16 protein-coding genes are annotated in these 20,927 nt (G+C 56.7%); 15 read left to right on the top strand and 1 reads right to left on the bottom strand.

The features are described from left to right. Window positions 1–67: 67 nt before the first annotated feature. The 14 genes from uppS (at window position 68) to tilS (ending at window position 17,593) form a co-directional block, all read left to right on the top strand. Complete coding sequence (gene uppS, locus HZU72_RS09465) at window positions 68–856, top strand: polyprenyl diphosphate synthase (protein WP_180091571.1); 789 nt, start codon at window positions 68–70, stop codon at window positions 854–856. Next, on the top strand, window positions 849–1,679 hold the full coding sequence (locus HZU72_RS09460) for a phosphatidate cytidylyltransferase (RefSeq protein ID WP_180091570.1): 831 nt from the start codon (window positions 849–851) through the stop codon (window positions 1,677–1,679). Before uppS ends, HZU72_RS09460 begins: the two co-directional genes overlap by 8 nt. Then, complete coding sequence (gene ispC / locus HZU72_RS09455; protein WP_180091569.1) at window positions 1,676–2,866, top strand: 1-deoxy-D-xylulose-5-phosphate reductoisomerase; 1,191 nt, start codon at window positions 1,676–1,678, stop codon at window positions 2,864–2,866. The genes HZU72_RS09460 and ispC overlap by 4 nt, the downstream gene beginning before the upstream one ends. 55 nt (window positions 2,867–2,921) lie before the next feature. Next, the gene (rseP, locus tag HZU72_RS09450) at window positions 2,922–4,280 is read left to right on the top strand and encodes an RIP metalloprotease RseP (protein ID WP_180091568.1); all 1,359 of its coding nucleotides are present in this window, start codon (window positions 2,922–2,924) and stop codon (window positions 4,278–4,280) included. Window positions 4,281–4,380: 100 nt separating this feature from the next. Beyond that, window positions 4,381–6,732 carry an outer membrane protein assembly factor BamA gene (bamA, locus tag HZU72_RS09445; RefSeq protein WP_371829540.1) on the top strand — a complete coding sequence of 784 codons (2,352 nt, stop codon included), beginning with the start codon at window positions 4,381–4,383 and terminating at the stop codon, window positions 6,730–6,732. Between the two features lie 74 nt (window positions 6,733–6,806). Further along, window positions 6,807–7,307, top strand: a complete 501-nt coding sequence (locus HZU72_RS09440; protein ID WP_180091682.1) for an OmpH/Skp family outer membrane protein — start codon at window positions 6,807–6,809, stop codon at window positions 7,305–7,307. Between the two features lie 53 nt (window positions 7,308–7,360). Continuing rightward, the gene (gene lpxD / locus HZU72_RS09435) at window positions 7,361–8,395 is read left to right on the top strand and encodes a UDP-3-O-(3-hydroxymyristoyl)glucosamine N-acyltransferase (protein WP_180091567.1); all 1,035 of its coding nucleotides are present in this window, start codon (window positions 7,361–7,363) and stop codon (window positions 8,393–8,395) included. Window positions 8,396–8,542: 147 nt separating this feature from the next. Next, on the top strand, window positions 8,543–8,986 hold the full coding sequence (gene fabZ, locus HZU72_RS09430; protein ID WP_022520189.1) for a 3-hydroxyacyl-ACP dehydratase FabZ: 444 nt from the start codon (window positions 8,543–8,545) through the stop codon (window positions 8,984–8,986). Continuing rightward, window positions 8,983–9,750 (top strand): acyl-ACP--UDP-N-acetylglucosamine O-acyltransferase, encoded by a 768-nt coding sequence (gene lpxA, locus HZU72_RS09425; RefSeq protein ID WP_180091566.1) that lies wholly within the window; start codon window positions 8,983–8,985, stop codon window positions 9,748–9,750. Before fabZ ends, lpxA begins: the two co-directional genes overlap by 4 nt. A 17-nt stretch (window positions 9,751–9,767) precedes the next feature. After that, the gene (gene lpxB / locus HZU72_RS09420; RefSeq protein ID WP_180091565.1) at window positions 9,768–10,940 is read left to right on the top strand and encodes a lipid-A-disaccharide synthase; all 1,173 of its coding nucleotides are present in this window, start codon (window positions 9,768–9,770) and stop codon (window positions 10,938–10,940) included. After that, window positions 10,930–11,562: a ribonuclease HII gene (gene rnhB / locus HZU72_RS09415; protein WP_180091564.1), complete on the top strand. Its 633-nt coding sequence runs from the start codon at window positions 10,930–10,932 to the stop codon at window positions 11,560–11,562. The genes lpxB and rnhB overlap by 11 nt, the downstream gene beginning before the upstream one ends. Before the next feature lie 181 nt (window positions 11,563–11,743). Beyond that, complete coding sequence (gene dnaE / locus HZU72_RS09410) at window positions 11,744–15,256, top strand: DNA polymerase III subunit alpha (RefSeq protein ID WP_180091563.1); 3,513 nt, start codon at window positions 11,744–11,746, stop codon at window positions 15,254–15,256. A 101-nt stretch (window positions 15,257–15,357) separates the two neighbouring features. Then, window positions 15,358–16,314 (top strand): acetyl-CoA carboxylase carboxyl transferase subunit alpha, encoded by a 957-nt coding sequence (gene accA, locus HZU72_RS09405; protein ID WP_022520184.1) that lies wholly within the window; start codon window positions 15,358–15,360, stop codon window positions 16,312–16,314. Then, window positions 16,295–17,593, top strand: coding sequence for a tRNA lysidine(34) synthetase TilS (tilS, locus tag HZU72_RS09400; RefSeq protein ID WP_180091562.1), 1,299 nt, complete (start codon window positions 16,295–16,297; stop codon window positions 17,591–17,593). The genes accA and tilS overlap by 20 nt, the downstream gene beginning before the upstream one ends. On the opposite strand, the gene ppx is transcribed toward tilS, so the two are convergent. After that, entirely contained in the window at window positions 17,568–19,121 is a 1,554-nt protein-coding gene (gene ppx, locus HZU72_RS09395) for an exopolyphosphatase (RefSeq protein ID WP_180091561.1), read from the bottom strand. The genes tilS and ppx overlap by 26 nt on opposite strands. Before the next feature lie 526 nt (window positions 19,122–19,647). Between ppx and rho the strand changes: the two genes are divergently transcribed. Next, the gene (rho, locus tag HZU72_RS09390; protein ID WP_007111700.1) at window positions 19,648–20,907 is read left to right on the top strand and encodes a transcription termination factor Rho; all 1,260 of its coding nucleotides are present in this window, start codon (window positions 19,648–19,650) and stop codon (window positions 20,905–20,907) included. Window positions 20,908–20,927: the final 20 nt, after the last annotated feature.

Raw genomic sequence — 20,927 nt, 5'->3', positions numbered from 1 at the left:
GCTTTGGCTGCCCGTTTTGCCACACTCTGGCTGGTTTTTTTATGACTGATCTTTGGTGCGAGAATCCATGACGTCACCGCAGCTTCCTGAAAAACAGCCGGACGACGCCAGCGCGTCTTCTCTGGCCGGGGAGGCCCCGCCGTCTCACGTTGCCATCATTATGGATGGCAATAACCGCTGGGCGCGCGCGCGCGGGCTTTCGGGGGTGCGTGGGCACCGGGCCGGAGTGGAAACCGTTCGTGCGGTGATTCAGCGAGCCGCCGAGCGCGAAGTGCAAACGCTCAGCCTGTTTGCTTTCTCCAGCGAAAACTGGAAGCGTCCGGCCGCAGAGGTCAACGCCTTGATGGAGCTGTTTTTGATGGCGCTTAAGCGTGAAGTCAAAAAGCTCAATGAACGTAATGTGCGCCTCTCGATCATTGGCGAACAGCGAGGCTTTTCCCACGCCATCCAAAAGCATATTCAGCGTGCTGAAGCGTTAACCGCAGACAATACGGGGATGCATCTGGTGATTGCCGCCAACTATGGGGGGCAGTGGGATATCGCGCGGGCGGCGCGCACCTTAGCCGAACAGGTGGCGGCTGGGGAGTTATCGCCTGAGGAAATCGATGAAGCGTGCTTCGACACTGCCATGGGGGCTGATGACGTGCCGCCGGTGGATCTGTGTATACGTACCAGTGGTGAGCAGCGGTTATCCAACTTTATGCTTTGGCAGTTGGCCTATGCTGAACTGCACTTTTCCCCGCTGCTATGGCCCGATTTCGGTGCGGATGCGTTTGACGCGGCATTAAACGACTTCTGCCAGCGCCGTCGTCGCTTTGGCATGACGGACGAACAAATAGAGGCGCAGGGTGCTTAAACAGCGGATTATCACCGCAGCCTGGCTAGCACCCCTGGTGCTAGCTGGCCTGTTTGGTTTAGACGGCGGCGCTTTTGCGCTATTTACGGCGTTGATGGTGCTACTCGCCACCTGGGAGTGGGCCAATCTGGCGGGCGTTACCCGTGCGGCGCAGCGTGCTCAGCTAGTGGCCGTGATGGCAGTGTTGATGTTGGTCATGTGGCTGGCCGGGGCCGCCGCATCAATATGGCCGCTTTGGTTCTCCGCTGCCGGTTGGCTGGTGAATCTCTACTGGGTAACCCGCTACCCTGCAGCGGGTGAACAGTGGCAGGCCACCGTGCGGCGCCTGGCGATGGGCCTGTGGGTGCTATTGCCCTGCTGGGTGGGCTTTAACGTTCTGCGTGACATCGGTATGGCTTGGCTGCTGTTTGTGCTGCTGCTGGTTTGGTGCGCGGATATCGGCGCCTACTTTGTGGGGCGTCACTGGGGCAAGCGAAAATTGGCTCCCCACGTGAGTCCTGGCAAATCATGGGAGGGCGTGTACGGCGGCTTAGCGGCGACCACTATTCTGGCTATCCTCTTTGCGCTGTGGTTGCCGCTGGGCCTGGTGGGGGGAATTACCCTGATACTCATCACCGCTGTGGTCACTTTGGCCTCTGTGCTAGGGGATCTACTGGAAAGCATGCTCAAGCGCCATCGTAATATCAAAGATTCGAGCCAGTTGCTTCCCGGTCATGGCGGTGTGCTGGATCGCATTGATAGCCTCACCGCGGCGATACCGCTGTTTGCGCTGTTCTATGTGGAAGTACTTGTTGAGGTATTTGCTCGGGTGCCGCCGCTATGAGCCGACTCGCTAATATGCAACGTGTGACCGTGCTCGGCTCGACAGGCTCTGTGGGCACTAGCACGCTGGATGTGATTAGTCGTCACCCAGACCGCTATTGCGTGCATGCCCTGACCGCGCACACCTCAAAAGAGGCTCTGCTAGCACAGTGCTTGGCGCATCGTCCTGCGGTCGCCGTGTTGGATGATGAAGCCGATGCCGCTTGGCTGCGCCAAGAGCTTAAGCGGGCTGGGCAGTCAACTGACGTGAGCGCAGGCCCAGAGGCGCTGTGTGATGTTGCCCGGGACGCCAGCGTCGACTGCGTAATGGCGGCCATTGTCGGCTCGGCGGGCTTACTGCCTGCCCTAGCCGCTGCGGAAGCAGGCAAGCGCGTGCTATTGGCCAATAAAGAGGCGCTGGTGATGAGCGGCGCGCTGTTTATGGAGGCCGTCTCCCGCTCTGGCGCAACATTACTACCGATTGATTCCGAACATAATGCCATTTACCAGTGTCTACCTGCGGAGCACCGCGGCGGACTTGTCAGGCACGGGGTTCGTCAACTGCTGCTAACGGCCTCTGGCGGGCCGTTTCGTACCTGGAGCCAGGCGGATATCAACAATGTCACTCCCGAACAGGCCTGCGCTCACCCGAACTGGTCAATGGGGCGTAAAATATCTGTGGATAGCGCCACACTGATGAATAAAGGGCTAGAGCTTATTGAAGCCTGCTGGCTATTTGACGCCACGCCCGAACAAATCCAGGTGGTGGTGCACCCGCAAAGCGTGATTCACTCCATGGTGGCGTATCAAGATGGTTCGGTGATTGCACAGTTGGGTAATCCTGATATGCGCATCCCCATCGCCTACGGTCTAGCGTGGCCGGAGCGAATTGATGCCGGGGTTGAGACACTGGATCTTTTTCAGGTGGCGCGGCTTGATTTTGAAGCCCCCGATGAAACTCGCTTCCCCTGTTTAGGGCTTGCCCGTGAAGCGATGCGGCAAGGGGGCATGGCACCCGTTGTGCTCAACGCTGCCAATGAAGTTGCGGTTGAAGCATTCCTGCAGCGGCGAATCGGCTTTACAGCCATTGGGCAACTGGTCGCCGACGTCTTGTCGCGCCCCTATCAAGGCTGTGTTGATAGCCTTGATAGCGTATTAGCAACGGATCAGTGGGCGCGACAGCAGGCGCTGGAACTGGTAACAAAATGATACGCTTAAGCATTCGCTGGGCTGGTCGTTAGAGCGGGGCATTAAGGAGTTCAGTGTGGGCCTTATACAGAATATTTTAGCGGTCATAGTGGTGTTGGGCCTGTTAGTGACTTTCCACGAGTTTGGCCATTTTTGGGTGGCGAGGCGCTGTGGGGTCAAAGTGCTACGGTTTTCTGTAGGCTTTGGTAAGCCGCTATGGTCTCGGGTTGACCGCCACGGCACCGAGTTCGCGATAGCCGCCATTCCATTGGGTGGTTATGTCAAAATGCTCGATGAGCGTGAGGCGCCGGTACCGGAAGAGCAACTTGACCAGGCGTTTAACCGCAAAACGGTGTGGCAACGCATTGCGATTGTGGCGGCAGGGCCAATCGCTAACTTCCTGTTAGCGATTGTGGCTTACTGGGCACTGTTCGTGGCGGGCACCACGGTGGTGTCGCCAATGGTCGGTAGCGTTGCGCCTGACTCGCCTGCCGCTGAAGCCGGACTTGCCAATGGCGATGAGATTGTCGCCATTCAGGGCGATGAGATGCGTTCCTGGGAAGATGTTAACCTTAAGCTGGTATCGATTATTGGTTTCAGCGGTGAGCTGGATATAGACGCCCGCCCCGAAGGCGCGAGCGACCCTCAACGTTTTGGCTTATCGGTGGCTGATTATTTGGTTCGCCAAGACCCGCCACAGCCGCTGCAATCGCTGGGTATTACTCCTTGGCAGCCGGAATTTCCGGCCGTTTTAGGCCAAGTAGTGAGCGGAGAGGCCGCCGAGCAAGCAGGTCTTGAGGCGGGCGATAGGATGGTGGCGATTAATGGCGAACCAGTAGATGATTGGATGCACTTCGTTAATATGGTGCGAAGTAGTCCTGGTGAAACCCTGCAGCTTACCTATGAGCGTAACGGGGAACAGTCGAATGTCGACTTAACCCCTGTGCGTAACCGCTTGGAAAATGGGGTTGAAATTGGTTATATCGGCGCAGGCGCCGAGCAGGTTGAGTGGCCAGCAGCGTTTCAGCGTGAAATCCGTTACGGCCCTATCGAAGCGGTAGGCCAAGCTGTCTCGCGCACTGGAGAGATGACGCTCTTAACCTTAGATGCCATACGCAAAATGTTTGTCGGGCTTATCTCGCCTTCCAATTTGTCCGGGCCAATCACCATTGCACAGATCTCTGGTGATTCAGCCCGTGCAGGGATGGAGGCGTTTATTGGCTTTCTAGCGTATCTTTCTATCAGCCTTGGGGTACTAAACTTACTACCTATCCCGGTGCTCGATGGTGGCCACTTGCTCTATTATTTTATGGAGGTCGTGCGTGGACGGCCAGTATCTGAAAAAACCCAAGCCGTAGGATTGCGCATTGGGCTGGCCATGGTTGGCACCCTGATGTTGATGGCTCTCTATTTTGATCTGATGCGCCTGTGGTAATGACGCGTGTAGCGCGCAGGATGCCTTGTCATCTGCCTGCACAAATGTATATGGTGCCTTTCTGGAATGATAGGCAGACCAACGCGAGCGAATTGACTGCATGAAAATCAAGACCCTTGGAATGGCGGCACTCTTGCTGGCAGGCGCCAGCGGCGCCCAAGCACAATCCTTTGATGTTTCAGACATTCGAGTGGAAGGACTGCAGCGGGTATCCGCCGCCTCGGTCTTCAATGCATTTCCGGTGAGTGCCAATGAGCGCGTCAGCGAAGAGCAATTAGCTGCTGCTGCCCGTGACTTATTTGCCACAGGGCTATTTGACGATGTCTCCCTGGCACGCGAAGGCGATGTACTGGTTATTCAGGTCGTCGAGCGTCCGACTATTGCGCGGCTACAGATCAGCGGTAACGATCAGATATCTGAAGAGGATTTGCGCAATGGGTTGCGTGAATCGGGGCTCTCCGAAGGTCAGGTGTTGGAGCTCTCCACGCTGGAAGAGATTCAGCGCGAGCTGGAAGGCGTCTATCAGTCTCAAGGTCGCTACAGCGCCAGCATCGATACCGAAGTGGAAGAGGTAGATGAGGGCCGGGTTCAGGTCAATATCAATATCAACGAAGGCGAAGTGGCCAAGATTCGCCAAATCAATATCGTTGGTAACGAAGCCTTTGATGATGAAACGCTGCGCGAGGTGTTTGAGCTCAATGATCGGCCAGGACGCATTTTCGGCTGGTTCTCAAGCGACGAGTACTCTCGAGAAGCGCTTTCCGGTGATATTGAGCGGCTGCGTTCGTTCTACCTAGATCGTGGCTATGTCAACTTCGATGTGACCTCGACTCAGGTGTCGATCGGCCCGGAAAAATCCGAAATCTTTATTACCCTCAACGTCGATGAAGGCGCCCAGTACCGGGTGGGTGATATTCGTTTCGCGGGTGATTTACAGATCAGCGAAGATGAAGCTCGCCAGTTACTCACCGTTAAAGAGGGAGAGATTTTCTCCCGCGGCGATGTGAACGCCTCCACCGAAGCCCTGCGCCAGCGTTTGGGTGCCGAAGGCTTCGCCTTTGCTGATATTCAAGGCGTGCCTGAAATGGCAGGGGACGGTGAAACGGTCGATCTGGTTATTGCCGTCAATCCCGGTGAACGCGCCTACGTGCGTCGTATTGAGTTCTACGGTAATACGACTACCCAGGATGAAGTACTGCGGCGTGAAATGATTCAGTTGGAAGGCGCACCCGCTTCTACCGAAGCCATTACACAATCGCGTCAGCGCCTTGAACGCCTGGGCTTTTTTAGCCAAGTAGAAGTGGATACCCAGCCTGTACCTGGTGAGCCGGATTTACTCGACGTTACTTATAATGTCGAAGAGCAGCCCTCGGGGTCGGTCTCTGCCAGCGTTGGTTTCTCCCAGAGTGCTGGGGTTATTTACGGCGTCGGCTTGTCGCAAAATAACTTCTTGGGTACGGGTAACCGGGTCAATGTAGGGGCTCAGCGCAGCGACACCTTTACCAGTGTGAACTTTGGCTTCACCGATCCTTACTGGACACTGGATGGCATTTCTCGCGGCTACAATGTTTTTTACCGCGAAACCGATTACGCCGATTCGGATATTTCGACGTTCTCGACGGATGCCTATGGTGCCGGTATCAACTTTGGTTACCCCGTAAGCGAACTGTCGCGTCTTAACTTCGGTGCCAGCGTTGAAGATCTAACGGTGAAAACCTACTTCGACACAGCCTCAGAAATTCGTCGCTACGTGGAAGATCAGGGCGAAGATGCGCAAAGCTTGAAGCTGACCGCTAGCTGGACACGCAACAACCTTAACCGCGGTATTATGCCGACCGATGGTAACTATCAGCGTTTATCGCTGGAAACCGGCGTGCCGGGCAGTGATGCTGAGTACTACAAATTGCGTGCGCGAGCCCAGCAGCTCTTCCCTATTAATAATGACGAGTCCTGGGCGTTCAAATTTACCGGCAACGTCGGCTATGCCGATACCCTGGGCGGCAATGATCCGTACCCCTTCTATGAGAACTTCTATGCGGGTGGTCTTGGTTCGGTGCGTGGCTTTACGTCGAATACGCTGGGGCAGCGCACCACGCCAGCAACCGAAGGCGGCCGTGACCGCACGCTGGGCGGTAATGTTTCCATAGAAGGCAGTGCCGAGATCATTTTCCCGCTGCCCTTTATTGAAGATCAGCGTGCGCTGCAAACATCACTGTTCTTGGATGGCGGTAACACCTTCCTGAGCTCTTGCTACGATGTGCTGGATGAAGATGCAGGGCGTCAGCAGTGCAACTCCGGCGTTGATCTAGGCGATTTGCGCTACAGTGCCGGTATTGGTCTCTCTTGGCTGACTCCGGTAGGACCGCTGACCTTTAGCGTTGCTGAGCCATTGAACGATGAGAGCGGTGACGACACTCAGTTCTTCCAGTTCTCATTAGGACAAACGTTCTAAAGGGCAAACGTTCTAATTTTGCTAGACCGCGTGCCATGGTGGCGCGCGCTAGCGTGACCTAAGGAGATAACATGATGCGTAAACTGACAGCAGTGGTATGCCTGTTGGGCGCGATGATTTTGCCCGCTCACGCTGCAGAAGTAGCAGTGTTGGATTGGCGAGCAGCATTGATGAATACCCAGTCTGCACAGGCGTCAATGAGTACTCTGGAAGGGCAAATCGGTAATCAGCAGCGTGAAGCGCAAAACCTGGGTAATGAGTTGCAGCAGCTTCAGCAGCGTTTGCAGAACGAAGGCGAAACGATGGCTCAGTCCCAGCGGGAGTCGCTGATTAGCGAGCTTCAGCAGAAAGGCAGCCGTTTTGAACAGCTTCGCCAGGAAGTAGTGCAGGCACAGCAGCGTTCCGAGCAGCAGTTTTTAGAAGGCGCCGAGCCGAAGTTGGAACAAGCGGTAGCAGAAGTGCTGGAACGCCACGGTATTGATGTGCTGGTTGAACCCCAGGGCGTACTGCACTCGGGTGTGGATCTGCCCAATGTGACCGATGAAGTCACCCAGATTTTTGATACCTTGAACTAAATTTAAACGCTAATTGGTGTGGTCAGGCCTCACCAACGCTTCCCTGGGCTCCCATGACGCACGCTTCTCATTACTTTACCCTCGCAGACATTGCGCGCCAATTGGGCATTCCCGTCAGCGGTAATGCTCAGCAACCGATACGCGGCTTGGCGACGCTAAAAGAAGCGCAGCCGGATCAAGTGGCTTTTCTGGCCAATCGTGCCTACCTGAAAGATTTGGCGACGACCAAAGCGGCCGCAGTATTGCTGCATCCTGAGCATGGCAAGCACTGCCCGGTAGCGCGTCTGGAAATCGATAACCCCTACTTGGGCTATGCCAAGCTATCGCAGTTGTTTGACCCGCTGCCCGCCCGCGATATCGTTGGCATTCATCCCACCGCCGTCGTGGCGGAAGATGCTCAGCTAGGCGCCGATGTCTGCATTCAAGCTCACGCAGTGATTGAATCCGGTGTGGTGCTGGGCGACCGTGTGGTCATTGGGGCGGGCAGCGTGGTGGGAGCCGATACAATTATCGGCGAAGCAACGCGTCTGCACGCCAATGTTACCCTCTGCCATGGCGTGGTTATCGGTAAGCGGGGCATCTTGCAAAGCGGTTGTGTGATTGGTGGCGACGGCTTCGGGTTTGCCCACGATGGCGCTGGCTGGCATAAAATCGCCCAGTTGGGGGGGGTGGTGCTTGGCGACGACGTTGAAGTAGGCAGTTGCTCCAGCATCGATCGTGGCGCTTTGGGGGATACGGTGATTGGTGATGACGTCAAAATTGATAGTCAGGTACAAATCGCCCATAACGTCATTATCGGGGATCACAGCGCCTTAGCAGGTTGTGTGGGCATTGCTGGTTCGACCAAGGTCGGTAAGCACTGCATGCTGGGTGGCGGGGTCGGTTTATCCGGTCACCTAACCATTTGCGATGGCGTTCAGGTGACGGGTATGAGCCTTGTCACGAACTCAATCCATGAACCGGGGGTCTACTCATCCGGTACTGGTGCCATGGCTAATGCCCAGTGGCGTAAAAACGCGGTGCGTTTTAAACAGCTTGATGACATCGCTAAGCGACTGGCTCGATTGGAAAAAAAGCAACGTGAATAGTAACGGCTGAATGAATATTACCTGCTGCTGGTTTGAGGCTAGATAACAGCGGGGTATAATCCACAGCCTTTTAACCAGCGCACGTGCTGGTATTTGCCTGACACTCTTCGGGAGCTACAGGTTTTTGTTATTTCAGAGGTCGCTACGATGGTTATGGATATCAATGAAATTCGCGAGTACTTGCCCCACCGTTACCCCTTTTTGCTGGTGGATCGAGTAACGCAATTAACCACCGGCGAATCCATCGTTGCGTACAAAAATGTCAGCATTAATGAGCCATTTTTTAACGGCCATTTTCCGCATCACCCGATTATGCCGGGCGTGCTGGTGATCGAAGCCCTGGCTCAGGTATGCGGCATTCTCGGTTTTAAAACGGTCAATAAACTGCCTGCCGATGGCTATGTGTACTATCTCGTGGGCAGCGATAAAGTGCGCTTTAAACGCCCGGTAATGCCGGGCGACAAGCTCACCTTAGAGGCAGACGTGATTAGAGGTAAACGGGGTATCTGGAAATTTGCATGCCGTGCCACGGTTGACGGTGAGCTGGCCTGCGAAGCAGAAATTATTTGTGCCGAGAGGAAGGTGGCTTGATACATCCGACTGCACTGGTCGACCCGGCGGCGCGCCTTGCCGACGACGTTGAGGTTGGCCCCTTTAGCATCATTGGCCCCGACGTCACGATCGGCGCGGGCTCCGTCATAGGCCCCCATGTGGTGGTTAAAGGCCCCGCTTCGCTAGGCGAGCGTACGCGTATCTTTCAGTTTGCCTCGGTAGGTGAAGACTGTCAGGACAAAAAATACGCAGGCGAACCCACGCGGTTAGTGATGGGCGACGATAATGTTATCCGTGAAGGCGCCACGATTCATCGAGGCACCGTTCAGGATCGCAGCGAAACCACCATTGGTTCGCGCAACCTGTTTATGGCCTACGTGCATGTCGGCCATGACTGCGTGATTGGTAACGACTGCATTTTAGCCAATCAGGTTACCTTGGCGGGCCATGTTACCGTCGGTGATCATGCCATTCTGGGGGGGTTGGCGGCAGTGCATCAGTTCTGTCACTTTGGCGATCATGCTATGGCCGGTGGTGGCTCGATTATCACCAAGGACACGCCCGCCTATATCATGATTAATGGCAACCCTGCCGAAGCTCGTGGCCTCAACCTAGTGGGCTTAAAGCGCCGCGGCTTTAGCCGCGAAGCAATTAGCGCCTTAACCACTGCCTATAAAATGGTTTATCGCCAGGGGCTGACTACAGAACAGGCGCTTGTCGAAATGCGTAGCCGCTTTGATTTTCCCGAAATTGAGCATTTCGCCGCCTCCATTGAGCGTTCTACCCGCGGTATCACCCGTTAACCCATGCTAATCATTTTATGACCCTGCAACGTGTCTATCTCGTGGCTGGGGAACTCTCCGGCGATATCCTTGGCGCTGGGCTGATGCGTGAACTTAAAGCGCGCCACCCTGGTGTCGAGTTTCGTGGCATCGGCGGGCCGCGTATGCAGGCGGAAGGCATGGAGAGCCGCTTCCCATTGGAGACCCTTGCGGTGATGGGGCTGGTTGAAGTGCTTAAACATCTCCCCGAACTGATCCGTGTGCGGCGCACCCTAAAAGCCGAAGCGCTGGCCTGGCAGCCGGATATTATGCTCGGCATCGATGCGCCTGACTTCAATTTAGGCCTGGAACGCCAGCTCCACGAAGCGGGTATTACCACCGCCCATTACGTAAGCCCTTCCGTATGGGCGTGGCGCCAGGGGCGGGTAAAAGGCATCGCTAAATCGGTAGATGGCATGCTGACACTGCTCCCTTTTGAAGCCGCCTTCTATCGCAAACACCGTGTTCCCGTCGCCTTTGTGGGTCACCCCTTGGCCGACGAAATGCCGCTGGAAAATGACCGTATTGCCACCCGTCAGGCGCTGAAGCTGGCGCCGGATAGTCAGGTGTTAGCGCTGCTGCCCGGCTCCCGGGCCAATGAAATTCGCTTTTTGGGTGACACCTTTCTTAACGCTGCCGAACATCTCTGCCAGCGCCACCCCACGCTGCAAGTGGTGATTCCTGCGGCCACCGCTGATCGCCGCCGGGAAATCAGCGCACTGCTGGCTAATTACCCCCTGCTGGCGGAGCGTACTGCACTGCTGGACGGTCAGGCCCGTGAGGCCATGGTAGCGAGCGATGTGGTACTGCTGGCCTCGGGTACCGCCGCGCTGGAAGCCATGCTGTGTCACCGCACCATGCTAGTGGCCTACAAAATGGCCCCAGCCACACACTGGCTGGCTAAACGAATGGTGAAAACCCAGTGGGTATCTCTGCCCAATTTGATTGCCCAGGAGATGCTGGTGCCCGAGCTGATTCAAGACGCCGCCTCTCCAGAGGCGATTGCCGACCAGCTCAGCGCTATGTTGGCCGACGAGGCAAGTCGACATGCCTTGGAAACACGCTTTGCCGAGATGCACGCCACGCTCCAGCGCAATGCCAGCCGTCGCGCCGCCGAGGCGATTAACCTGTTGGCCGCAGGTCAGCCTCTGGAGACTGTTGATGGCCATTGAGCACTGGTTGATCGAGCACAAGGATTTTCCAACGCTAGAAATTGCCTACAGCGGCGAGCGGCTGGCGGGGGTCGATGAAGTAGGTCGAGGGCCGCTGATAGGTAGCGTGGTGGCCGCGGCGGTGATTCTCGACCCCGCTCAGCCGATTGACGGTCTTATCGACTCTAAAAAATTGACGGCGCGCAAACGTGAAGCGCTGGATAGTCAGATTCGTGAGCGGGCGTTAGCCTTTGCCGTGGCAGAAGCCAGCGCTGCTGAAGTGGATGCGCTGAATATTTACCATGCCACCCACTTGGCCATGCGTCGCGCCATTGATGCGCTGGCACCGGCGGCGGAATATCTACTCGTGGATGGCAACAAATTACCTGACCATCTGCTGCCCGGTCAGGCCGTGGTAAAGGGCGATTCACGTCACTGCGCCATTGCCGCGGCGTCGATTTTGGCCAAGGTCGCTCGCGATGCGCAGATGGTCGCCTTGGATGAGTGCTATCCTGAGTATGGTTTTGCGCGCCATAAAGGCTACCCGACCAAAGAGCACCTGACGGCGCTTGCAGCTCACGGGCCACTGGCCGAACATCGTCGTAGCTTCGCGCCTGTGCAGCGTCAGTTGGCGCTGCTTTAACGTATTTTTCTTCACCTGGCGAGCCCCTGATTAACGTGATGAGCGCAGGCCAGACAAGGCAAAAATCAACGAAAAAGCGGAGTTTACGAGTTGTAAATGAGCATTTTGAGGCGATTTTTAACGCAGTATGGCCAAGCGCAATAGTTAATCAGAGGTTGCCTAGCGTTTTGTTGAGAGTCCCATGACACTTCCGTTCGTTCATTTACGTTTGCACAGTGAATATTCCCTGGTCGATGGCTTAGTGAAGCTAAAGTCGCTGGTCAGTACCACGGCTGAACGGGCGATGCCAGCGCTGGCCTTGACCGATGAAACCAACCTGTTCGGCCTGGTGAAGTTCTACAAAGCCGCCCAGGGGGCGGGGTTGAAGCCGATCATTGGCAGTGACTTATGGCTCCAGAATCCCCATGACGAGTCCCACCCTTACCGGCTAACGCTGCTGGCGATGAACGATGTTGGCTATCGCAACCTGACCGAGCTGATCTCGAAAGGTTGGACCCATGGCCAGCGCCAGGGGCGCGCCATTCTCGATAAACAGTGGGTGCTGGAACAGAGCGAAGGCTTGATTGCGCTTTCCGGCGCGCGGGAGGGTGAGATAGGCCGCCACCTGCTATCTGATCACGAACAGGACGCACGGGTTCTACTCGAAGAGTGGCAAGCGGCATTTCCCGAGCGCTTTTATCTAGAGTTGGTTCGCACCGGGCGCCCGCTGGAAGAGGCCTGCGTTCACGCCAGCGTCAAGCTGGCCATTGAGACAGGCACGCCAGTGGTGGCGACCAATGACGTGCGCTTTCTTGAGCGCGAAGATTATTGGGCCCACGAGACCCGCGTCGCCATCGGTGAAGGTAAAGCGCTGGACGACCCGCGCCGCGAACGCCGCTACACCGAAGAGCAGTACTTAAAAAGCCCCGACGAGATGGCGGCGCTGTTTGCCGATATCCCCGAAGCGCTGGAAAACAGCGTGATGATCGCCGAGCGCTGCAGCGTGGATGTGCGTCTGGGCGAGATTTTCCTGCCCGAGTTTGGCATTCCCGAAGGGATGACCCAGGATGAGTTCTTCCGCAAAGTATCCCATGACGGTTTAACCGAGCGGTTGGATTTTCTGTTTCCCGCTGAACGCTACCCCCGCGACAGCGAAGAGTACCGGGCGATCGACCAGCGCTACCGCGACCGGCTGGAGTTCGAGCTCAACGTTATTATCCAGATGGGGTTCCCTGGCTACTTCCTGATCGTGATGGACTTCATCCAGTGGGCCAAGGACAACCGCGTGCCGGTAGGCCCGGGGCGCGGTTCCGGTGCTGGTTCGTTGGTGGCCTACGCACAAAAGATTACCGATCTGGATCCGATTGGCTACGACCTGCTGTTCGAGCGCTTTCTTAACCCTGAGCGTGTCTCCATGCCCGACTTTGACGTCGACTTCTGCATGGAAAAACGCGACAAGGTGATCGAGTACGTGGCCGAGCGCTACGGGCGCAATGCGGTCTCCCAGATTGTCACCTTTGGCACCATGGCGGCGAAGGCCGTGGTGCGCGATGTGGCCCGTGCCCAAGGCCGTCCGTACTCGCTGGGGGACAAACTCTCCAAGCTGATTCCCTTTGAAGTAGGCATGACCCTGGCCAAGGCGATTGAGCAGGAGCCCGCGCTCAAAGAGTTTATCGGCAACGATGAAGAGGCCGAAGAGATCTGGGAGATGGCGCTCAAACTTGAGGGCACCACCCGGGGCACCGGCAAGCACGCCGGTGGCGTGGTCATTGCCCCCACCAAACTGACCGATTTCTCACCGCTGCTCTGCGATGAAGATGGTTCCGGCTTGGTGGTACAGTTCGATAAAAACGATATTGAAGAAGCGGGGCTGGTCAAGTTCGACTTCCTGGGCCTGCGGACGCTGACGATTATCGACTGGGCACTAGAGATGGTCGACAAGGTGCGCAGCGTTAACGGCCAGGGGCCGCTCAACATCGACAGCATCCCACTGGACGATGTGCCGACCTTCGAGATGCTCAAGCGCGCTGAAACCACGGCGGTCTTCCAGCTCGAATCCCGCGGTATGAAGGAGCTGATCAAGCGCCTGCTGCCCGACTCCCTGGACGATATGATCGCTCTGGTGGCACTGTTCCGCCCCGGCCCACTGCAGTCGGGCATGGTCGACGACTTTATCAACCGTAAGCACGGCCGGGCCGAAGTCTCTTATCCACACCCGGATTACCAGCACGAGCTGTTGAAACCTGTCTTGGCGCCCACCTACGGCATCATCCTCTACCAAGAGCAGGTCATGCAGATCGCTCAGGTAATGGCGGGCTACAGCCTCGGTCAAGCCGATATGCTGCGCCGTGCCATGGGTAAGAAAAAGCCTGAAGAGATGGCCAAGCAGCGTGATGGCTTTATGGAGGGTTGTGCCGCCAACGGTATCGATAAAGACCTGGCCGGTAACATCTTTGACCTGGTAGAGAAATTCGCCGGTTACGGCTTTAACAAGTCTCACTCGGCTGCCTATGCGCTGGTCTCTTACCAAACCGCGTGGCTGAAAGCCCACTATCCGGGGCCCTTTATGGCCGCCGTTATGTCCACGGAAATGGACAACCTGGATAAAGTGGTGCCGCTGATTGAGGAGTGTCGGAACCTCAAGCTCACCGTAACGCCGCCGAACGTCAACGTCGGTGGTTACAAGTTCACCGTCGATACCGATGCGCGTGTGGTCTACGGGCTAGGCGCAATTCGTGGCGTGGGCGAAGGGCCCATTGGCGCCATTGTCGAAGCCCGTGAGGCAGATGGCCCTTTTAAAGATATCTTCGATTTCTGCCGCCGCATTGATCCCAAACGGATGAATAAGCGCACCCTGGAGGCGCTTATTCGCTCCGGTGCGCTGGATACCCTAGGCCCCAATCGTGCGGTGCTGTTCGCAGCAATGGAGGACGCGCTAAAAGCCGCTGCCCAAAACCACGCCAATCAAAATCTGGGCATGCTGGATATGTTTGGTGATGCGTTCGCCGCGGCAGATGAAAGTGATGGTGACAGCAACGTTTACGCCGAATACATCAACGCACGTGAGTGGACCGATCGTGAACGGCTCTCAGGGGAGAAAGATACCCTGGGGCTTTACCTGACGGGGCACCCGATCGACGAGTACGAACGGGAGCTAAAACGTTTTGTCTCCACGCGGATCAGCGATTTAAAACCTTCTCGCGACCCCCAGCGCGTTGCTGGGCTAGTGGTCGGCGTGCGTACCATGAAGTCCAAGCGTGGTGATACCATGGCGTTTATCACCCTGGATGACCGCACCGGGCGTATTGAAGCTTCGCTGTTTGGGGAGCTATTCGAGCAGCTACGCGGTCAGATTGAGGCTGATCAGGTACTCATCGTTGAGGGCGAAGTCTCCAGCGACGAATTCTCTGGTGGTCTGCGCCTACGCGGTAAAGACGTTACACCCATGGTGACGGCGCGCATTCGCTACGGCCAAGCCGTGGAACTGGCACTGGACGCGGGGCAGATCAATGGTCGCTTAATTGAAACCCTGCGCGACAGCCTGACGCCGTATCGCGATCAAGAGGGTTTGCCGGTGCGCCTGCAGTACCGCCACCCAGCGGCAGTGGCTTGGCTGGAACTTGCCGATGAGTGGAAAGTCGCCCCGAGCGACGACTTACTGCTGGCGCTGCAGGATGTCCAGGGTCAGACAGGCGTACAGCTACGCTATCGATAAATAGTGACAGAAGGGCACTCACCTTGCGTGGCAGGGACAGGGTGCGATAATACTTATTTTGATCAGGCTTGTTTTTGACAGGCAGCTTACAGGCAGAGCCGATGAATCCTAATTATCTCGATTTTGAACAGCCGATTGCCGAACTTCAGGCAAAAATTGAGGAGCTGCGGTTAGTCAGCTCCGATAGCCAAGTCAACCTTTCCGACGAGATTGCTCGGCTGGAAGAGAAGAGCCGCAAGCTGACGGAATCGATCTTCAAGGATTTGACTCCCTGGCAGGTTTCTCAGCTATCACGGCACCCTCAGCGTCCCTACACGTTGGACTACCTCGAACACATCTTCACCGACTTTGACGAGCTGCACGGTGATCGCAACTTCGCCGATGATGCCGCGCTGGTAGGTGGCATTGCGCGGTTGAATGATGCGCCAGTGATGGTGATTGGCCATCAAAAAGGCCGCGATGTCAAAGAGAAAGTGCGCCGTAACTTCGGTATGCCGCGCCCAGAAGGCTACCGCAAAGCGTGCCGTCTGATGGAGATGGCCGAGCGCTTTAAAATGCCGATCCTGACCTTTATCGATACCCCCGGCGCCTATCCCGGCATCGACGCCGAAGAACGCGGTCAGTCAGAGGCCATCGCCTATAACCTGGCCGTTATGTCGCGGCTGAAAACACCGATTATCTCCACCGTGGTGGGCGAGGGCGGCTCCGGCGGCGCACTGGCAATTGGCGTATGCGACGAACTGCAAATGCTGCAGTATTCGACCTACTCGGTGATCTCGCCGGAAGGCTGCGCATCGATCTTATGGAAAAGCGCTGAAAAAGCCTCCGACGCCGCTCAGGCTATGGGTATTACCGCCGAGCGACTGAAAGAACTGGGTTTCGTCGATTCTCTGATAAAAGAGCCGCTCGGTGGCTCCCACCGTCACCCGCTAACCACCGCTGAGCGGGTCAAAGAGGCGCTTACCGCGAGTTTGGGGCGTCTGCAGTCAATGGATACTGACGCGCTGCTGGAGCGTCGCTACAAGCGTTTAATGAGCTATGGCGCCCCAGCCGCTTAATACGCTGCAAAGCTTGCTCAACGACGCCCTGGCGGAAACCCCGCCAGGGCGCTCTATTTGGGTGGCACTCTCAGGCGGCTTGGACTCCTGCCTACTGCTGGCGTTAGCCGCAAAGGTCTGTGAACAAGCAGACCGCCATCTGCGAGCTATCCATATTAATCACGGCCTACAGGCAGCAGCGCAGACGTTTGAAGCGCACTGCCGAGCTATGTGTGTGCGTGTGAACGTGCCGCTGACCGTGGTCAATGTGGCGGTAAATACGCAAGGTAAAGGCATCGAAGGTGCCGCTCGCACCGCCCGCTATGAGGCTTTTTTTGCCACCATCCCCGCTGGCGATACGCTCTGGCTGGCCCAGCACCAGGACGATCAGGCGGAAACCTTTCTGCTCGCCGCTCTGCGCGGCAGCGGGCCACGCGGCCTGGCCGGTATGCCCTATCGCCGGGAGGCCCAAAGTACCGCCTTGGTGCGCCCCTGGCTCTCCGTGTGCCGAGCTGAACTTGAAGCTGCGGCTGGGCTGCTTGAGTTGCGCTGGTGTGAAGATCCCACCAATCAAGATATTCGCTTTGATCGCAACCGCCTGCGCCACCGAATATTGCCTGCATTGCGCGAGCGCTGGCCCACAGCCGTCGCTGCTTTAGCCAATAGCGCAACCAACGCCGGTGAAGCAGATGCGGTGCTTAGCGAGTATTTAGCAGCCGAGCTAAACGAACTCGTCACTGGAGAAGGGCAGATAGATGCAAGCGCGCTTAGTCAGCGCTCCCGTCCCCGCCAGCGGCTGCTGGTGCGCACCTTCTGCCAACAGCAAGGCTTGCCAACACCGCCGCAGAAGCGCTTAGAGAGCCTGTTGGACCAATTGAATGCCAAGGCGGGTGCCGCGGTGTGCGTTGAGTGGCCGGGCGCTCAGGCGCGCCTATGGCGCCAGCGGCTCTATCTGATGGTGCCTTTTGAAGCATTATCGTCGTGGGAGGTTAGCTGGGATGGTAAAACGCCACTAGAAACGCCCATCGGGCCGCTAGGGTGGCAGGTGGCTTCATTACAAGAGCCGTCTCAACCGCTGAGAGCGACCTGGCGACAAGGTGGGGAGGTTATTCAGCTACCTGAACGAGGGCGGCGCGACCTAAAGCGGTTGCTACAAGAGGCGGATATGCCGCCCTGGGAGCGCGAGCGGCTGGTGGTCATCATGCAGGCTGAGGCGTGTATTGGGGTGGTTCGTCCCCCTGCCCAGCTGCTATGGCATGCAGAGGGAGTCCTTTTTACCCGCCTGAGGTCGCCTGCTTAATCACCAGCTTAAAACCGGCGGCTTCCATAAACGCCTGTTCTTGCTCCAGGTCGGTACTCAGTAGGGTGGGTTCATCGCTGGCAGGCAACGTGATCGTTAGGCTGTCGCTTTCAGCGCTGATCTCTGGGAGCCAGGGAGCGGTTTCCGGGCGCGAATGGTTGAGTAGCACGGCTAAACGCAGCAGTCGGGCGAGTTTTTGGGTAGTCTCCTGTTGCGCTTCCGGCAGGGCCTGCCACTCCTTGAGCGGAAATTTACGCCGGTGCGCGCGCACTAAAAACGCCAGTTGGCGCTGTTCAGGGCGCGAAAAACCCGCGAGGTCCGAATGCTCCAGCAGGTACGCACCGTGGCGATGAAACTGGCTGTGAGAGATCGCCAGGCCGATTTCATGCACGTGGCTAGCCCACTGTAAATAGCGCCCTTGCTCAAGGTTTAGCGACCACACATGGCGTACCTGCTGAAACAGCCGCTCGGCAGTGTCGGCGACGTTAAGCCCTTGGCGGGTATCAACATCGTAAGTGCGCTGTAGCGACTCCAGACTTTTCGAGCGCGAGTCTTCGGCGGTATTTCGCCCGGCCATATCGTAGAGCACGCCTTCACGCAGCGCCCCATCGGCAAAACGCATTTGGGTTAAATCAAAGGCCTCAAAAATCGCCCCGAGAATGGCAATACCCGCCGGGAAGACTTTGGCACGGTCAGCCTTGAGGCCCTCCAGCGCGACTTTATCCAGTTGCTTGCACTTCAGCAGCCGTTCGCGCAGCTTCTTTAAGCCGGCGCGAGTGATAACACCCTCGTGGGGCGTATCGCCATAGGCATGCAACACGCTGGCGGCGGCCTTGATCGTGCCGCTGGAGCCGACCGGGTCGTCCCAGCCCAGGCGTTGATAGGGGCGCTGAATATTGGCGAGCTCTGAAAGAGCGGCGAGCTCGGCGCGGCGCATACGTTTTTCGTTCAACTCGCCGTCGGAGAAGAAGCGTCGGGAAAAGGTCACGCAGCCCATGCGCAGGCTCTCCAGCGCTTTAGGCTCAAAAGCTTCACCAATAATGAATTCGGTCGAGCCGCCGCCAATATCGACGATTAATCGGCGGCCATTTTCGGCCAGCGCGTGGGCGGCGCCTAAATAAATCAGCCGGGCTTCTTCGCGGCCGGCGATAATTTCGATGGCGTGACCTAACTGTGCCTCGGCGCGCTCGATAAACGCTTGGCTATTATCGGCATCGCGTAGCGCGTTAGTGCCGACAATGCGCAAATTGGCGTTGGTGATATCGCTTAAAAACGGCGCGAAGCGGCCCAAACAGTCTAGTGCGCGCTGCATTGCCTCTTCGCTGAGCAAGCCGTCGTCGTCTAGTCCCGCAGCGAGCTGCACCTTTTCGCCCAATCGGGCCACCACCTGGAGGCGTTCATGCTGGTAATTGGCCACCAGTAGATGAAAGCTGTTGGAGCCCAGGTCTATAGCGGCGAAGCGCTGCGGCGTACCGCTGTCTGCCTCAGCGGGAGCGGTGGCAATAGGGAGCGAAATGTCCTTGGGCATGAGCTTTCCTTCGTGTTGGCTGTGCCAAGGTTGCGGCGACCTTTATCTATTGTCAATTGCTAGACACCTAAAGGCTTGCGTTTGTCGCGGCGCTTGACTACCATCGAGCTACTGGCCTGATCTGACCTAGTTAGTTAGCGTGTCCACAAGTACTTCGCTGCTGAGATGAGTCGCTGTTTAGATAAATCATCTTGTATGCGTCGTGCAAGTACGGCACCTTGGTCGCCCCAGACGTTATTCACTGTTTATCCCGTTAGCGTCAGCCAGAATTCCAAGTCGTCAGATAGCCCACTGGTTCAACCACTCTTCCTGTGTGAACCAGAAGAGACAAGTGTTAGCACCCTCGAGTTGAGTCTTAATAACAACAAGCAGCAGCGTTGTTAGTTAAGTCCAACGCCGTTCCTTTCATCTTCGAGCGCGTGCCTTTACCGGGGTCTGAACGCATCACACGGCGTCACTTTCACGCCTCCTGTCTTATTCCCGGCGCCTGGCGCCCAGCTTCCATGAGCAACTTTCTAACACACCGATGAATCTCACTGAACTCAAGCAAAAAACCGTTCCCGAGCTCCTCGATATCGCCCGTGAAATGGGTATTGATAACTTGGCCCGTTCGCGCAAGCAGGACATCATTTTCGCCATCCTCAAGAAACACGCCAAAAGTGGCGAGGATATCTATGGCGACGGTGTGCTGGAAATTCTTCAGGATGGCTTCGGCTTCCTGCGTAGCGCTGACAGCTCCTATCTCGCCGGTCCCGACGATATTTATATATCGCCTTCGCAGATTCGCCGTTTCAATCTGCGCAAGGGTGACTCCATTTCCGGCAAAATCCGTCCGCCGAAGGAGGGTGAGCGCTATTTCGCCCTGCTGAAGGTCAGTCAAATCAACTTTGACCGTCCGGAAAATGCCAAGCACAAGATCCTGTTTGAGAACTTAACGCCACTGTTCCCAGACGATCGCATGCGTATGGAGATCGGTAACGGCTCCACGGAAGACCTTACCGCGCGAATCATCGATCTAACCGCACCGATCGGTAAAGGCCAACGTGGTTTGCTGGTGTCGCCGCCGAAGGCGGGTAAAACGCTGATGTTGCAAAACATCGCGACCTCCATCACGCGCAACAACCCAGAGTGCCATCTGATCGTACTGCTGATCGATGAACGCCCTGAGGAAGTCACCGAAATGTCGCGCACCGTGCGTGGCGAAGTAGTGGCATCAACCTTCGATGAGCCGCCTGCGCGTCACGTGCAAGTCGCTGAAATGGTTATCGAGAAAGCCAAACGCTTGGTTGAACACAAGAAAGACGTGGTCATCCTGCTCGACTCCATTACTCGCTTAGCGCGTGCTTATAACACCGTGGTGCCCAGCTCCGGTAAAGTGCTCACCGGTGGTGTCGATGCCCACGCCCTTGAAAAGCCGAAACGCTTCTTTGGTGCGGCGCGTAATATCGAAGAGGGTGGCAGCTTGACGATTATCGCCACGGCGCTGGTCGATACTGGCTCCAAGATGGACGAAGTCATCTTCGAAGAGTTCAAGGGTACCGGCAATATGGAAGCCCACCTGGATCGCAAGCTGGCTGAGCGTCGTGTATTCCCGGCGATCAATATCCGTCGCAGTGGCACCCGTCGTGAAGACCTGCTGGCTTCTGAGGATGAAATGCAGCGCATGTGGATTTTGCGCAAGCTGCTCAATCCGATGGAAGACACCGCCGCCACTGAATTCCTGATTGATCGTCTGAAAGATACCAAGACCAATCTAGAGTTCTTTGAGGCGATGAAGCGCCGCTAGCTTGTAGTCAAAAAGAGCGC

Source organism: Vreelandella sedimenti, assembly GCF_013416325.1.
In the GTDB taxonomy this organism is placed as follows: domain Bacteria; phylum Pseudomonadota; class Gammaproteobacteria; order Pseudomonadales; family Halomonadaceae; genus Vreelandella; species Vreelandella sedimenti.
The sequence above is the reverse complement of the archived record's forward strand: the minus strand, read 5'-3'. Positions and strand labels throughout refer to the sequence as shown.